This is a genomic window from Pseudomonas sp. 22189 (genome assembly GCF_052045635.1).
Taxonomy (GTDB): Bacteria; Pseudomonadota; Gammaproteobacteria; order Pseudomonadales; family Pseudomonadaceae; genus Aquipseudomonas; species Aquipseudomonas parakoreensis.
Map to the genome: position 1 here is coordinate 12,910 of NZ_JBQEPG010000022.1, position 13,857 is coordinate 26,766.

The 13,857-nt window shown below is 63.1% G+C and carries 16 protein-coding genes; 12 read left to right on the forward strand and 4 right to left on the reverse strand.

The genetic code is table 11. The annotated features are described in order from the left end of the window. Positions 1 to 53: 53 nt before the first annotated feature. The 4 genes from soxR (at position 54) to ACTJKS_RS21280 (ending at position 3,153) form a co-directional block, all read left to right on the forward strand. Positions 54 to 503: a redox-sensitive transcriptional activator SoxR gene (gene soxR, locus ACTJKS_RS21265; RefSeq protein WP_047295338.1), complete on the forward strand. Its 450-nt coding sequence runs from the start codon at positions 54 to 56 to the stop codon at positions 501 to 503. A 103-nt stretch (positions 504 to 606) separates the two neighbouring features. Continuing rightward, the gene (locus tag ACTJKS_RS21270; protein WP_108183360.1) at positions 607 to 1,065 is read left to right on the forward strand and encodes a VOC family protein; all 459 of its coding nucleotides are present in this window, start codon (positions 607 to 609) and stop codon (positions 1,063 to 1,065) included. Between the two features lie 238 nt (positions 1,066 to 1,303). After that, positions 1,304 to 2,179: an alpha/beta fold hydrolase gene (locus tag ACTJKS_RS21275; protein ID WP_108183361.1), complete on the forward strand. Its 876-nt coding sequence runs from the start codon at positions 1,304 to 1,306 to the stop codon at positions 2,177 to 2,179. Between the two features lie 23 nt (positions 2,180 to 2,202). After that, on the forward strand, positions 2,203 to 3,153 hold the full coding sequence (locus tag ACTJKS_RS21280) for a LysR substrate-binding domain-containing protein (protein ID WP_317453249.1): 951 nt from the start codon (positions 2,203 to 2,205) through the stop codon (positions 3,151 to 3,153). A gap of 27 nt (positions 3,154 to 3,180) precedes the next feature. Here ACTJKS_RS21280 and leuD read toward each other — a convergent pair whose 3' ends face one another. Together leuD and leuC are read right to left on the reverse strand one after the other, a co-directional pair. Beyond that, on the reverse strand, positions 3,181 to 3,795 hold the full coding sequence (gene leuD, locus ACTJKS_RS21285) for a 3-isopropylmalate dehydratase small subunit (protein ID WP_108183363.1): 615 nt from the start codon (positions 3,793 to 3,795) through the stop codon (positions 3,181 to 3,183). Then, positions 3,792 to 5,210, reverse strand: a complete 1,419-nt coding sequence (gene leuC, locus ACTJKS_RS21290) for a 3-isopropylmalate dehydratase large subunit (protein ID WP_262948405.1) — start codon at positions 5,208 to 5,210, stop codon at positions 3,792 to 3,794. Before leuC ends, leuD begins: the two co-directional genes overlap by 4 nt. Positions 5,211 to 5,618: 408 nt before the next feature. Between leuC and ACTJKS_RS21295 the strand changes: the two genes are divergently transcribed. From ACTJKS_RS21295 to ACTJKS_RS21330, 8 genes are read left to right on the forward strand one after another with little or no spacing between them, the layout of a single operon-like run. Beyond that, positions 5,619 to 6,809, forward strand: a complete 1,191-nt coding sequence (locus ACTJKS_RS21295) for a PepSY-associated TM helix domain-containing protein (protein ID WP_262948407.1) — start codon at positions 5,619 to 5,621, stop codon at positions 6,807 to 6,809. Next, complete coding sequence (locus ACTJKS_RS21300) at positions 6,806 to 7,348, forward strand: hypothetical protein (protein ID WP_041069742.1); 543 nt, start codon at positions 6,806 to 6,808, stop codon at positions 7,346 to 7,348. Before ACTJKS_RS21295 ends, ACTJKS_RS21300 begins: the two co-directional genes overlap by 4 nt. After that, positions 7,345 to 7,686 (forward strand): hypothetical protein, encoded by a 342-nt coding sequence (locus ACTJKS_RS21305; protein ID WP_041069739.1) that lies wholly within the window; start codon positions 7,345 to 7,347, stop codon positions 7,684 to 7,686. The genes ACTJKS_RS21300 and ACTJKS_RS21305 overlap by 4 nt, the downstream gene beginning before the upstream one ends. After that, the gene (locus ACTJKS_RS21310) at positions 7,683 to 8,258 is read left to right on the forward strand and encodes a DUF6162 family protein (RefSeq protein WP_262948410.1); all 576 of its coding nucleotides are present in this window, start codon (positions 7,683 to 7,685) and stop codon (positions 8,256 to 8,258) included. Before ACTJKS_RS21305 ends, ACTJKS_RS21310 begins: the two co-directional genes overlap by 4 nt. A 35-nt stretch (positions 8,259 to 8,293) precedes the next feature. Further along, complete coding sequence (locus ACTJKS_RS21315) at positions 8,294 to 9,223, forward strand: metal ABC transporter substrate-binding protein (protein ID WP_262948412.1); 930 nt, start codon at positions 8,294 to 8,296, stop codon at positions 9,221 to 9,223. Next, a complete protein-coding gene (locus ACTJKS_RS21320) occupies positions 9,220 to 10,065 on the forward strand; it encodes a metal ABC transporter ATP-binding protein (protein WP_262948413.1) in 846 nt (281 codons plus the stop codon). The genes ACTJKS_RS21315 and ACTJKS_RS21320 overlap by 4 nt, the downstream gene beginning before the upstream one ends. Continuing rightward, positions 10,065 to 10,964 carry a metal ABC transporter permease gene (locus tag ACTJKS_RS21325; RefSeq protein WP_003226663.1) on the forward strand — a complete coding sequence of 300 codons (900 nt, stop codon included), beginning with the start codon at positions 10,065 to 10,067 and terminating at the stop codon, positions 10,962 to 10,964. Before ACTJKS_RS21320 ends, ACTJKS_RS21325 begins: the two co-directional genes overlap by 1 nt. Continuing rightward, positions 10,965 to 11,879 carry a metal ABC transporter substrate-binding protein gene (locus ACTJKS_RS21330; RefSeq protein WP_262948416.1) on the forward strand — a complete coding sequence of 305 codons (915 nt, stop codon included), beginning with the start codon at positions 10,965 to 10,967 and terminating at the stop codon, positions 11,877 to 11,879. Between the two features lie 143 nt (positions 11,880 to 12,022). Here ACTJKS_RS21330 and ACTJKS_RS21335 read toward each other — a convergent pair whose 3' ends face one another. Further along, positions 12,023 to 12,247, reverse strand: coding sequence for an MbtH family protein (locus ACTJKS_RS21335; RefSeq protein ID WP_047295362.1), 225 nt, complete (start codon positions 12,245 to 12,247; stop codon positions 12,023 to 12,025). Positions 12,248 to 12,329: 82 nt separating this feature from the next. Then, positions 12,330 to 13,742 (reverse strand): aspartate aminotransferase family protein, encoded by a 1,413-nt coding sequence (locus ACTJKS_RS21340; RefSeq protein WP_262948418.1) that lies wholly within the window; start codon positions 13,740 to 13,742, stop codon positions 12,330 to 12,332. Positions 13,743 to 13,857: the final 115 nt, after the last annotated feature.

Below are 13,857 nucleotides of genomic sequence, written 5' to 3' on the forward strand. Positions count from 1 at the left end.
AGACCTGCAGGGTAAAACCTCTAGTTAAGTCAAGGTCAAGAGCCCTTTGCAAAATGATCACTCCGGAAAACCTGCACAAACAGCTCACCGTCGGCGAAGTCGCCGCGCGCAGCGGTGTCGCGGTCACTGCCCTGCACTTTTATGAAGCCAAAGGCCTGATCAAGAGTCAGCGCAATGCCGGCAATCAGCGTCGTTATCCACGGGCGGTCTTGCGCCGAGTGGCGTTGATCAAGGTCGCGCAACGCCTGGGTATTCCGCTGGCGGAGATTGGCGAGGCGCTGAAGAGACTCCCCGACGACCGCGCACCAACCGCAGCGGACTGGAAAATCCTCTCCGAGCAATGGCGCCGCGAGCTGGATGAACGGATTAATCAGCTGACCTTATTGCGCGACCGGCTTACCGGTTGCATCGGCTGCGGCTGTCTGTCGATGGAAGCTTGCCCGTTGCGCAACCAGGGCGATGTGCTCGGTGAGAAAGGGCCGGGGGCGCACTTTCTCGGCTGACGGCTCGTCGGGGAAAATTTCTGGCCGCGCAGACAGTTCTATAGTGAATCTTCCACAAATCCAGTGGAGCCCTACCTCGCAAAACAAAAACAGGGAGAACGTCATGAGCGTCAAACCCATTCCCGAGGGGTATCACAGCATTACCCCGTACCTCGGCATCCTCAAGGCCGCCGAAGCCATCGAGTTCTACAAGAAAGCCTTCGGCGCCACGCAGGTCATGCGCCTGGACATGCCCGACGGGCGCGTCGGCCACGCCGAGCTGCGCATTGGCGACAGCGCGATCATGCTCGGCACACCGTGCGATCAAGGGCCGTTGAGCGATCCGGACAATGCCGTGTCGGTCGGTTTGCATCTGTATGTCACCGATGTCGACAAGTCCTTTCAACGGGCACTGGAGGCCGGGGCGAAAGCGGTGTCCGAGGTCAAGGATCAGTTTTATGGTGACCGCAGCGGAACGCTGAAGGATCCCTATGGACACGTGTGGTTTCTCGCCACGCGCAAGGAGGACCTGACGGAAGAGCAGATCAAGCAGCGGGCGATGGAGATGTTCAGTCAGGGTTGAGATTTTCAGGGTTTGGGCTGGCCTCTTCGCGGGCAAGCCCGCTCCCACAGGGATCTTTGGTGTTTACACGATTGGTGTCACNAGAAAAACATTGTGGGAGCGGGCTTGCCCGCGAAGGGGCCGGCACTGCCGACACACATCACACTTCATGAACCTGTACACCACGCTTCAACCCTTGCCCCGAATGCCGAACACTTTCAGGATGCATCCCACCCGCACCTGAACAAGGATCAGCCCGATGTTTGCCGGATTCGTCAAAGACCAGCGCCACGTCAACGGCGTCGACATCGCCTATCGCCTCGGTGGCAGCGGCCCGGGGCTGTTGCTGTTGCACGGACACCCGCAGACCCACGTGATCTGGCACAAGATTGCCGAGCAGTTGGCGGAGCATTTCACCGTGGTCGCCGCCGACCTGCGCGGCTATGGCGACAGCGCCCGACCGGCTGCCGATGAACTGCACCGCAACTATTCAAAACGCGAAATGGCCAGAGACAATCTCGAGTTGATGCAGGCGCTGGGCTTCGAACAGTTTTCGATTCTGGCCCACGACCGTGGCGCGCGGGTCGGCCATCGCCTGGCCCTCGACCACCGCGCTGCGGTGCAACGGATGATGCTGCTGGACATCGCCCCGACCCTGGCAATGTACACGCAGACCAACGAAGCGTTCGCCCGCGCCTATTGGCACTGGTTCTTCCTGATCCGCCCGGCGCCGTTGCCGGAAACCCTGATCGAAGCCGATCCCGAATGCTATCTGCGCAGCGTCATGGGCAGCCGCAGCGCCGGACTCACGCCGTTCACCGAGCCAGCGTTCGGCGAATACCTGCGGTGCCTGCAACGTCCCGGCAGCGCCCGGGGCATCTGCGAGGACTACCGCGCCAGCGCCAGCATCGACCTGGAACATGACCGGGCCGACATCGCCGCCGGCCATCATCTTGACTTGCCGCTGCGGGTGCTGTGGGGCGCGCAAGGCACGGTCGGGCGTTGCTTCGACCCGCTCAAGGAATGGCAGCACGTGGCAACCAACGTCAGTGGCAAAGCGCTGCCCGCCGGGCATTATCTGGCCGAGGAAGTACCCGAACTGTTGCTCGCCGAAGCCCTGGATTTCCTGCGCTGAATCGAGCGTTCCCCACCGATGCTATGCTGGCGGCTTGTGCCGCCAGTGCCCGCCCCCACATGTCCCAGAACCAAGACCCCGTGCCCCTGCCCGAAGACCTGCGGGTGCTGCTGACCGTGATCCGCAAGAACGGTTTCGCCGCTGCCGCCGATGAACTGGGCCTGTCCCCGGCCTACGTGAGCAAACGCATCCAGATTCTCGAATCGACCCTCGGCACCCGACTGCTGCACCGCACCAGTCGCCGCGTGTCGCTGACCGAAGACGGCGAGCGGGTGCAGCGCTGGGCCTTGCGCATCCTCGATGATTTCCAGCAACTGCGCGACGACCTCGCCGACGCCCACGACAGCCCACGCGGGCGCTTGCACATCTGCAGCAGTTTCGGTTTTGGCCGTAATCATGTGGCGCCTGCGGTTTCACGGCTGGCCGAGCGGCACCCGCAGCTGCAGATTCGCCTGGACTTGTTCGACCGTGCAGTGGACATCGTCAACGAGGGCTTCGACCTGGAAATCCGCGTCGGCGACGACCTGCCCGGCCAGCACATCGGCCGGCAACTGGTGAGTAATCGCCGGGTGTTGTGCGCAGCGCCCGAATACCTGCAACGCCGTGGCACACCGCAAACGCTGGAGGATCTGCAACAGCATGACTGCCTGGTAATCAAGGAGCGCGACAACGCCTTCGGCGTCTGGCATCTGGATCGTGACGGCACGCAGGAAAGCGTGCGGGTCAGTGGGCCGCTGTCTTCCAACAAAGGCGAGATCGTCCTGCAATGGGCGCTCGACGGACGCGGGGTGTTGCTGCGTTCATTGTGGGATGTGAAACCGTTGCTGGAACAGGGCCGACTGCTGCCGGTGCTGGCCGATTACAGCCAGAGCGCCAACGTCTGGGCGGTGTACCCGACGCGGCTGGCCAACTCCGGAAAGCTGCGGGCGTGTGTGGAGTTCTTGCAGGGGCATTTCAAGGATCTTTCTCTCTAGCCCAGCTCCCACAGGGTCAAAGGGGTGTCAGGCCAGCCATGGGTTGGCGGCCAGGTGTTCTCGTTCGAACGCCTCGATCTGCGCTCGCCGCTGCAAGGTACTGCCAATCGCATCCAGCCCCAGCAATAGCGCGGTCTTGCGCAAGCCGTCAATCTGGAAATCGATGACTTCACCGTCCGCCAGACGAATCTGCTGCGCCTCCAGATCCACACTGATCTGTGCCGTTTCAGGCTGACTCACCAACCGGCCAATGCGCTGTACCTGCGCTTCATCCAGCGTGATCAGCAACACCCCGTTGCGCTGGCAGTTGTCGTAGAAGATCCCGGCGAAACGGCTGCCGATCAGCGCGCGAATGCCCATTTGCTGCAGCCCCCACACCGCGTGTTCGCGGCTGGAACCGCAGCCGAAATTCGCCCCGACCACCAGAAAACTCGCGCCCTGCCACGCCGGTTGGTTCAACACGAATTCCGGGTTGGGCGTGCCGTCGGCGAGAAAGCGCAGATCGAAAAACAGCCCACGATCCAGCCCCTGACGGTCGATGCCCTTGAGGAATTGCTTGGGCATGATCACGTCGGTGTCGACGTTGGCCGCGAGCAGTGGCGCGGCCCGGCCGCTGACTTGCGTGAAGGGTTGCAGACTCATGGGCGTTCTCCAAAGTGGCGGATGTCGGTCAGATGGCCACTGATCGCGGCGGCGGCGACCATCGCCGGGCTCATCAGGTGCGTACGCGCCCCGGCACCCTGGCGGCCTTCGAAGTTACGGTTGGTGCTGGAGGCGCAACGGTCGCCGGGCGCGAGCACGTCATCGTTCATCGCCAGGCACATCGAGCAGCCGGACTGACGCCATTCGAAACCGGCGTCGATAAAGATCTGCGCCAGCCCTTCAGCCTCGGCCTGAGCACGCACTTCGCTGGAGCCGGGCACGATCATCGCCCGCACATGCCCGGCCACCCGCCGCCCGCGCACAACGCTGGCAGCGTCACGCAAATCCTCGATCCGCGCGTTGGTGCAGGAGCCGATAAACGCGTGACTGATGACAATATCGCGCAGCGCCATTCCCGGCTCCAGGCCCATGTAATGCAGGGCGCGGCGCATGTCCTGACGCAGGATCGGATCGTCGATGCTTTGCGGGTCCGGCACCTGCGCGCCGATCGGCGCCGCCTGATCCGGGCTGGTGCCCCAGGTGACCATCGGTTCCAGCAGACTGGCGTCAAGGTGGATTTCGCGGTCGAACACGGCGCCGGGATCGCTGCGCAGTTCACGCCATTTTTCCACGCCGCGCGCTAACAGTTCGCCTTGCGGTGCGCGGGGTTTGCCGTTGAGATAAGCAAAGACTTTTTCGTCCGGCGCCATGAACGCGCCGCGTGCACCGGCTTCGACCGCCATGTTGCAAATGGTCATCCGCGCTTCGACGCTGAGGGCTTCGATGGTCGAACCGCAGAATTCGATGGCATAACCCGTGGCACCTGACGCACCGATCCGGCCGATCAGCGCCATGATCACATCCTTGGACGTCAGCCCCGTTGCCAGCTCGCCCTCCACCGTCACGCGCAGGCTTTTCAGGCGCTTGTAGACCAGCGTTTGCGAGGCCAGCAGGTGCTCGATTTCCGAGGTGCCGATACCAAATCCGAACGCCCCCAGCGCACCGTAGGTGGTGGTGTGGCTGTCGCCGGCGGCGATGACCATGCCCGGCAGAATGAAGCCCTGCTCCGGGGCGATCACATGCTCGATGCCCTGACGTTTATCGAGGATATCCAGCAGTTCGATGCCGAAGTCCCGGCAGTTCTCCGCCAGATACGACACCTGCCGCGCACCGCCGGCATCAGGCATCGCCGCCACCCGTTTGGGGGTGGTCGGGTTGACGTGATCGACCACCGCCAACGCCGTACCCGGCCGCCAGACCTTGCGCCCGGCAGCACGCAGACCGCTGAACGCCTGCGGGCTGGTGTATTCGTTGATCACCTGGCGATCGATATAGAGCAGCACATGGCCCTGATCGTCGAGGCGGCACACGGTGTGCGAATCGATGTGTTTGTCGTAGAGGGTTCTGGGGCTCATCAGGGGGCTCACTCGGGGAATCCAGTGCTTTCCATCATAGGGAGCGCTTTGATCGCATCAATTGCCAGGCAGTGAGAGCGGCGTTCATGAATCGTGTTTGATCGCCTGCCCGCAAAAATCCTGTAGGAGCTGTCGAGTGCAACGAGGCTGCGATCTTTTGATCTGTTGTTTAAAGATCAAGATCAAAAGATCGCAGCGTGCCGCAGCTCCTACAGGGGGATGTCGTCGCCCCCTGCGAAGTGCGAAACATTTGCTTTCATATCACCTTTCGGGATTTGTCCGGCTCATCCGTCCTATAGAGATGCAGGCCGTTCGCACAGGCAACCGCCACGACCGCGCCTTTTGCGGACACCCGCGCTGCGAAGCCCGTAGCCGCGTGCCCTTTCATCGAAATCAAGACGCGCAATCATGTCGAAGAAATCCCGTTCCAAACTGTGGTTCCTGGTGCATAGCTGGCTCGCGCTGCCGATCTGGTTTTTTGTCCTGATCGTCTGTGTCACCGGCACACTGGCGGTGGTCAGCCAGGAAATCGTCTGGCTGGCCAACCCGCAGATGCGCGCCAGTCAACCGTCGGACGATGCGCCGCGGCTCAGTTACGATCAGGTGCTGGCCGCGATCAAACAGGCCGAACCGCAGACACTGGTGGAAAGCATCAGCCGTCCCGACGAGTCGCACTTCGCCCTCGATGTCGAGGTCAGCTACCCCGACGGCCGTACCCAGACGGTCTACGTCAACCCGTACACGGGGGTGATTCAAGGCCCGGCGCCGGACTTCAACTTCAAGGCGTTCACCCGCGCCCTGCACGGCTGGTGGCTGGTCCCGTTCACCAATGGTTTCAGCTGGGGCTGGTACCTGGTGTCGTTCCTCGGCCTGCCGATGCTCGCTTCGCTGGTCACCGGGCTGGTGGTGTACAAGCGTTTCTGGAAAGGTTTCTTCAAACCCACCCTGCGTTTTCGCCACGGTGCGCGGATCTTCTGGGGCGACTTCCATCGACTGAGCGGCATCTGGTCGATCTGGTTCATCGCGGTGATCTCGATCACCGGCACCTGGTTTTTGATCCAGGCCATTCTGGCCGACAACCAGGTGTCCATCAGCAGCGAGCCGATCATTCCCGCCATGTCCCGGGAAAGCGTACCGATGTCGAGCAACGCCAGTCCTCCCCCACGGATCAGCCTCGATCGCGCGGTACAGATCGCCGAACAGCACATCCCCGGGCTGGAAGTCAGCTTCGTCAGCCTGCCGGGCAATGCCTACAGTCACCTGAGCGTTGGCGGTCGCGGCTGGTATCCGCTGATGTTCCAGACCGCCACGCTCAACCCGTACAACGGTGACATGGCCGCCACCCGACTGCTGACTGACCGCTCTTCGCTGGAGTTCGTCACCGAGTCGATGCGACCGCTGCACACCGGTGATTTCGGCGGTCTGTGGATCAAACTGATCTGGTTCTTCTTCGGCCTGCTGCTGAGCATGATGGTCCTCAGCGGCCTGTTGATCTGGACCAAGCGCACCGCGCTGGCCACCGCCAACGCCCTCAAGCGCGAAAATAAAAAGGCCCGCAGCCCCCGCGTCAGCCGTGAACCGGCGGAGGTCAGCCTGTGAGCCCGTCCAATCGCACTGCCCAACCGTCCGCCCTGCGCCGCTTCTGGCACAAATGGCGCTTTCACCTGAACGCCTTGTTGCTGCTGATTCCGCTGGGGTTCATGCCCAAGTACTTCGCCGATGCCGCGCTGTTTCGCGGTGACGTCGGCCTCGGTGAACATGAGGTCGGCGAGATCCAGGTCGGCCCGTGGAGCCTGCGCCTGGCCGAACTGCGTAACGAAGCACCGCGCCTGAGCGGCCCCGCCGGTTACATGAAGGACTTCAATGCCGCCCTCTGCGATGCCTGTGTCGAACAGGTCAAGGCCACCTACCTGCGCATCGGCAAACCGCGCAGCCTGCGCGCCGCCGGGGTGATTTTCTTTGGCACGCCGTATCGCATGGGCGCGCAATTGCCGGTGGCGGAAAAGACCAAGGCCGATGCCGAACTGTGGATCACCATGGAAGGCTGGGACGGCAGCCTGCACCAAGCCTCGATTCCCCTGAGCCAGGCCTCTCCCGCGACCCTCGCCTGGCTGACCAAACAAGGAGCCAAACCATGAACCGCGTTCAACGCCCTTCCCGCCTGCGGTTGCGCGCCGCGTTGCTGCTGCTGTGCGCAGGTTTCAGCGCCGGCGCCCTGGCCCATAACCCGATGTGCGAATGCAAAGCCGTTGATGCCGAGCAGATCAAATGCACCGGCGGCTTCTCCGACGGCAGCGGCGCGCCGGGGGTGACCCTCGATGTGATCGGTTACGACGAAACCATTCTGCTGCCGGGCAAGCTCGGTGCCGACTCGACCGTGACGTTCAAAAAACCGGCGGCCGAGTTTTATGTGCTGTTCGACGCCGGCCCCGGCCACGTCGTGGAAATCGACCAAGCCGACATCGAGGCCCCATGAGTACGCCCACCACCCAAGTCGTCCGCCCGGCCGGTGCCGGCCATGAAACCCTCAATGTTCTGCTGTTGTGTTTGCTGATCCTTGCCGTCGCCGGCTCGGTGGTGGCGTGGCGCGGGGTGTCCCATGAACCGGAACCGGTCGCCAGCCATCAGCTCGATGCGCGGCGCGACCTCAGCGCCGCCGAGCAAGGCATCTATGCCGACCTGCGGGTGACCCTCGACGAAATCCGCCTGCTGCGTGCAGAACAGCAAAGCCTGCCGACGCCACAGACCCTGGCTGAAGAAGGTTTCGCCCCGTTCGCCCAGGACGCCAGTTCGGTCAGCCGAGGCGGTCACGTCTGGCAATTGCTGGCGGACACCGCCTATTTCGGCCACAGCCAGGCGCCCGCCGTCGCCGGTTCGTTCGTGATGCGGCTGAGCGCCGACGCCACTGCCGCGCCGGACATCTGGCTCAACCGCGCTGCCGAGCTGCAGACGCCCACCGACCTGACCGACGCCGCGCTGTCCGCCGCTGGCTGGAAACAGATCGTCGCGCAGTTCGATGCCGGCGTGACCCGCGAGCATCGCCACTGAACCTTCGCCTTCACCCGAGAGAAGACCGCTTGCCCATGCTTATTTCACTGACTCGCCGTCCCCTCCTGCGCACCCTGCTGTTTGGCTTGTGCGCGTGCCTGCTGAGCCCGCTGGCCAGCGCCGAACCGGGCAAACGCCTGCGCATCGGTATCACCCTGCACCCGTATTACAGCTATGTGGCGAACATCGTCGGCGACAAGGCCGAGGTGGTGCCGCTGATTCCCGCCGGTTTCAACCCGCACGCCTACGAGCCACGCGTGGAAGACATCAAGCGCATCAGCGGGTTGGATGTGATCGTGCTCAACGGGGTCGGTCATGACGACTTCGCCGACCGCATGATCGCCGCCAGCGAAACGCCGAACATCAAGACCATCGAAGCCAACGAAAACGTGCCGCTGTTGGCGGCCACCGGTACCGCGGCGCGCGGTGCCGGCAAAGTGGTCAATCCGCACACCTTCCTGTCGATCAGCGCCTCGATTGCCCAGGTCAACAATATTGCCCGCGAGCTGGGCAAGCTCGATCCGGACAACGCCAAGACCTATACCCAGAACGCCCGCGCCTACGGCAAACGCCTGCGGCAGATGCGCGCCGATGCCTTGGCCAAACTGACCGAGGCACCGAACGCCGAACTGCGCGTGGCCACAGTGCATGCGGCTTATGACTATCTGCTGCGCGAATTCGGTCTGGAAGTGACGGCCGTGGTCGAACCGGCCCATGGCATCGAACCGAGCCCGAGCCAGTTGAAAAAGACCATCGACCAACTGCGCGAGCTCGATGTGAAGGTGATCTTCTCGGAGATGGATTTCCCTTCGACCTACGTCGAAACCATCCAGCGTGAGTCCGGGGTGAAGCTGTACCCGCTGTCGCACATTTCCTACGGCGAATACAGCGCCGACAAGTACGAAAAGGAAATGACCGGCAACCTCGACACCGTGGTGCGGGCGATTCAGGAGTCCGGGGCATGACAGCAAAAGAAACCCTCTCTGACACCCCACCATCCCCTGTGGGAGCGGGCTTGCTCGCGAAGGCGCCGGGTCAGCCAACATCTTTGTCGAATGACACACCGCATTCGCGAGCAGGCTCGCTCCCACAAGGATTGGGGCCGACTCTGGATTTTGCAGAAGTCTCTCTGACCCTCGGGCGCACCACGATCCTCGACAACGTGACCTTCCAGGTTCAGCCCGGTCACGTGCACGCTCTGGTCGGCCCCAACGGCGGCGGCAAGAGCTCGCTGATCAAGACCCTGCTCGGGCAGATGCCGCACCAAGGTCAACTGAGCCTGCACTGGCCCGGTCAACCCGGGACCATCGGTTACGTGCCGCAGGCGCTGGAGTTCGATCGTGGCCTGCCGATGACCGTCGACGATTTCATGGCCGCGATGTGTCAGCGCCGGCCGGCTTTTCTCGGTTTGAGCAAGCACTACGCCAACACCATCGGCGAGGCGCTGGAACGGGTCGGCATGCAGGACAAACGCAAGCGGCGCATGGGCGCGCTGTCCGGTGGCGAACGCCAGCGTGTGTTGCTCGCTCAAGGCTTGATCCCGGCCCCGCAATTGCTGGTGCTGGATGAGCCAATGTCGGCGCTCGACGAAGCCGGAATTCAGGTCTTCGAACGCCTGCTCGGCGACTGGCGCGCGGCTGGCATCACCGTGCTGTGGATCGAGCACGATCTGGAAGCGGTCAAGCGTCTAGCCGACCGGGTCACCGGTCTCAACCGCCGCGTGCTGTTCGACGCCACGCCGCAACAGGCGCTGACTCCGGAGCGACTGCTGAGTCTGTTTTCCACCCATCCACGGAGCGCGGTCTGATGAGTTACGAAGCCTTTCGTTTGATGGTTCAGGGCTGGGCGTCGTCCGGTTACCTGCCGGAAGCGCTGGCCTACGGCTTTGTGGTCAACGCATTGCTCGCCGGCCTGTTGATCGGCCCGGTGCTCGGTGGCCTCGGCACGCTGGTGGTGGTCAAGCGCTTTGCGTTTTTCTCCGAAGCGGTCGGCCACGCGGCGCTGACCGGCGTGGCCATCGGCATTCTGCTCGGCGAACCCTACACCGGGCCGTACGGCAGCCTGTTCGGCTACTGCCTGTTGTTCGGCATCCTGCTCAATTACCTGCGCAACCGCACCGGTCTGGCGCCCGACACCCTGATCGGCGTGTTTCTCTCGGTGTCGCTGGCCCTCGGCGCGAGCCTGCTGCTGATTCTGGCCGGCAAGATCAACGTGCACATTCTGGAGAACGTGCTGTTCGGTTCGGTGCTCACCGTCAATGGCAATGACCTGCTGGTGCTGGCCATCGTCGGTTCGTTGGTCATGGCCCTGGCGTTACCGCTGTACAACCGGATCATGCTCGCCAGTTTCAACCCGCAACTGGCGGCGGTGCGCGGCGTCGCGGTGAAGACTCTGGATTACCTGTTCGTGATTCTGGTGACGCTGATCACCGTCGCGGCGGTGAAGGTCATCGGCGCGATTCTGGTCGGCGCATTGCTGGTGATTCCGGCGGCGGCAGCACGCTTGCTCAGCCAGTCGCTCAAGGGCTTCTTCTGGTGCTCGGTGCTGATTGCCACCGTCAGCACCCTGTGCGGAATTCTCGCGCCGATTGTCTTCGATCTGCCGATCCCGTCCGGCGCCGCGATCATTCTGGTCGCCGGCATCGCCTTCGCCCTCGCCGCCATTGCGCGCGGGGTTGTTCCGAGTCTGAAAGGGAACCTTGGATAAATGACTTTCTCACTGCGAAAACTGACCCTGGCCATGGCCCTGTGCGGCGTGGTCGGCAGCCCGTTGCTGGCGGCTGAAAACCCTCAACCGCTACGCGTACTGGCCTCGCTGCCCATCACCTACGGCCTCGGCGAAGTGCTGCTCAAAGGCACCGACGTCAGCCTGGAACGCGCGGCCCCGGCCAATCTGCCGGGCAGCCGTCAGACTGCGTACTTCACCGGTCGCGGCGCACCGGCGCTGGGCAAACTGGCGGGCGATGCCGACGCGGTGATCGGCGTGCGCTCGCTGTGGGCGGATGATCCGCTGTACCCGATCGCACGGCGCAGCAACATTCGCATTGTCGAGGTCGACGCAGCACGTCCGGTGGACGGCGCCCTGCCGGGGATCGCTGTGCAGCCGGGGCTGAAGGTCGATGGCTTGAACAGTCAGCCATGGCTGGCGAGCAACAACATGGGGCGCATGGCCGACGTGATCGCGGCGGATCTGGTGCGCCTGGCGCCGTCGGCCAAACCGAAGATCGAGGCCAATCTGGCGGCATTGAAACAGCGCCTGCTCAAGCTCAGCGCCGACAGCGAAGCGCGCCTGGCCGAGGTCGACAACTTGAGTGTGATGAGCCTCAGCGATCACTTCGGTTACCTGATCGGCAGCCTGAATCTGGAGCTGATTGGCGAGGATCCACGACCCGATAGCGAGTGGACGCCGCAGGACCTGAAGCAACTCACGGCGACGCTGAAGGACAACGATGTGGCGCTGGTGCTGCATCATCGTCAGCCGTCGGAGGCAGTGAAAGCAGCAATTGCCGCGTCGGGCAGTCATTTGCTGGTGTTGAGTACCGATGCAGCGGATCCGGTGGCGGAGCTGGAGGGGAATGTGGATTTGTTGCTCAAGGGGTTGAGCGGCGGGCCTTCGGCATAAGATCAAAAGATCGCAGCCTTCGGCAGCTCCTACAGGGTGTGAGTATTCCCATGTAGGAGCTGCCGCAGGCTGCGATCTTTTGAAGGCCATGAAAAAACCCGCTGACTGTCACCAGTCCAGCGGGTTTGTTTTTACCTGTCAGATTACTGAGCAGCCGTCTGCCCTTCCATCTTCTGGCGCAGGCTCAGCGGACGCATGTCGGTCCAGACCTCTTCGATGTAGGCCAGGCATTCCTTCTTCAGGCCGCTCTTGCCCACGGTGCGCCAGCCTTGCGGCACGGCTTTGTAATCCGGCCAGATCGAGTATTGCTCTTCGTGGTTGACCACGACCTGAAAGAGGATGTCCTCGCGGTCGAATACTGACGTCATGCTGGTTCTCCATCGTTGTGAGGGTGGGCTGCAGCCGAGTGCAGCCGGTTATGTAGAAAGAACGTCCGGCGCTGCGAAAAATTTACTCAGCGGCAGTGGCAGCGGCCAAGGCCCGGCCAAAGATCTCGGCGACACGGTCGATTTCGGCGGCGGTGATCACCAGCGGCGGCAGGAAGCGCACCACCGCGCCATGCCGGCCGCCCAATTCGAGAATCAGCCCGCGCTTGAGGCATTCGCGCTGCACCAGCGGTGCCAGACGTGCGAACGCGGGTGGATGACCGAGCGCATCCGGTGCGCCATTCGGGTCAACCAGCTCGACGCCGAGCATCAAGCCACGCCCGCGAATGTCGCCCAGTTGCGGAAAGTCGCGTTGCAGGATGCGCAGGTGTTCGCCCAGGCGCTCACCCATGGCGGCGGCGTGTTCGCAGACCTTGTGTTCGAGCAGATAACGCATTACCGCGGAACCGGCGGCCATCGCCATCTGATTGCCACGGAACGTGCCAGCGTGGGCACCCGGCTGCCAGGTGTCGAGCCAGTCGCGATAGACCACCACCGCCAATGGCAGGCTGCCGCCGATGGCTTTGGACAACACCACCACGTCGGGGACGATACCGGCGTGTTCGAAGGCAAACATTTTGCCGGTACGGGCGAAACCGCTCTGGATCTCATCGACGATCAGCGCCACGCCAGCCTTCTCGGTTATCCGGCGCAAACCGCGCAGCCACTCGACATCAGCCGGAATCACCCCGCCTTCGCCCTGCACCGCCTCGACAATCACCGCTGCTGGCAACTGCACGCCGGCTTCAGGATCGTTGAGCAGGTTTTCCAGATAACTCAGGTTGGCTTTGATCCCGGCTGCGCCGCCGAGACCGAACGGGCAACGGTAGTCGTACGGAAACGGCATGAACTGCACACCGTTGCTGAGCAAGGCGCCCAGCGGCTTTTTCGGCCCCAGGCTGCCCATCAGGCTCAAGGCGCCCTGGCTCATGCCGTGATAACCGCCGGAGAACGACAGCACCGTGCTGCGCCCGGTGGCGGTGCGTACCAGTTTCAGCGCGGCTTCCACCGCATCGGTGCCGGTCGGGCCGCAGAACTGGATTTTCGCTTCGGCCGCGAGTGCCGGCGGCAGCAAACCGAACAGGTCTTGGACGAACTGATCCTTCACTGGCGTGGTCAGGTCGAGGGTGTGCAGCGGCAGCTCATCGGCGAGCACTTGCTGGATCGCCTCGATCACCACCGGGTGGTTGTGCCCCAAGGCCAGCGTGCCGGCACCGGCCAGGCAGTCAATGAACGTACGCCCTTCGACATCCTCGACGTACAGGCCCTTGGCGCGTTTGAGGGCCAGCGGAATGCGTCGCGGGTAGCTGCGGGCATTGGATTCCTGCTGGCTCTGCCGGGCCAGCAGCGGCGATTCGTTGAACTGGTACAGGGTTTCCGCCGGCGTGGCGGTGATCCGCCCCGACGACTCTTCGATAAGGCTGGTGGCGACTGACATCTCTCGACCCCTCAATACGCTATGGATAGTGACCAAAACAGCACACCGCACAGGTGCGCGTTCCGGTCGCGGGGCGCACATGCAGGTTTTCCTGTTCTGGAAACGCTTAAGCGGG

What these genes read in the sequence shown, in the direction of transcription:
- ACTJKS_RS21270 (WP_108183360.1), top strand. Translation starts at nt 607, where the DNA reads ATGAGCGTCAAACCCATTCCCGAGGGGTATCACAGCATTACCCCGTAC.
- ACTJKS_RS21305 (WP_041069739.1), top strand. Translation starts at nt 7,345, where the DNA reads ATGAACCGCGTTCAACGCCCTTCCCGCCTGCGGTTGCGCGCCGCGTTG.
- ACTJKS_RS21340 (WP_262948418.1), bottom strand. Translation starts at nt 13,742, where the DNA reads ATGTCAGTCGCCACCAGCCTTATCGAAGAGTCGTCGGGGCGGATCACC.
- ACTJKS_RS21295 (WP_262948407.1), top strand. Translation starts at nt 5,619, where the DNA reads ATGTCGAAGAAATCCCGTTCCAAACTGTGGTTCCTGGTGCATAGCTGG.
- leuD (WP_108183363.1), bottom strand. Translation starts at nt 3,795, where the DNA reads ATGAGTCTGCAACCCTTCACGCAAGTCAGCGGCCGGGCCGCGCCACTG.
- ACTJKS_RS21280 (WP_317453249.1), top strand. Translation starts at nt 2,203, where the DNA reads ATGCTGGCGGCTTGTGCCGCCAGTGCCCGCCCCCACATGTCCCAGAAC.
- leuC (WP_262948405.1), bottom strand. Translation starts at nt 5,210, where the DNA reads ATGAGCCCCAGAACCCTCTACGACAAACACATCGATTCGCACACCGTG.
- soxR (WP_047295338.1), top strand. Translation starts at nt 54, where the DNA reads ATGATCACTCCGGAAAACCTGCACAAACAGCTCACCGTCGGCGAAGTC.
- ACTJKS_RS21315 (WP_262948412.1), top strand. Translation starts at nt 8,294, where the DNA reads ATGCTTATTTCACTGACTCGCCGTCCCCTCCTGCGCACCCTGCTGTTT.
- ACTJKS_RS21330 (WP_262948416.1), top strand. Translation starts at nt 10,965, where the DNA reads ATGACTTTCTCACTGCGAAAACTGACCCTGGCCATGGCCCTGTGCGGC.
- ACTJKS_RS21275 (WP_108183361.1), top strand. Translation starts at nt 1,304, where the DNA reads ATGTTTGCCGGATTCGTCAAAGACCAGCGCCACGTCAACGGCGTCGAC.
- ACTJKS_RS21310 (WP_262948410.1), top strand. Translation starts at nt 7,683, where the DNA reads ATGAGTACGCCCACCACCCAAGTCGTCCGCCCGGCCGGTGCCGGCCAT.
- ACTJKS_RS21320 (WP_262948413.1), top strand. Translation starts at nt 9,220, where the DNA reads ATGACAGCAAAAGAAACCCTCTCTGACACCCCACCATCCCCTGTGGGA.
- ACTJKS_RS21335 (WP_047295362.1), bottom strand. Translation starts at nt 12,247, where the DNA reads ATGACGTCAGTATTCGACCGCGAGGACATCCTCTTTCAGGTCGTGGTC.
- ACTJKS_RS21325 (WP_003226663.1), top strand. Translation starts at nt 10,065, where the DNA reads ATGAGTTACGAAGCCTTTCGTTTGATGGTTCAGGGCTGGGCGTCGTCC.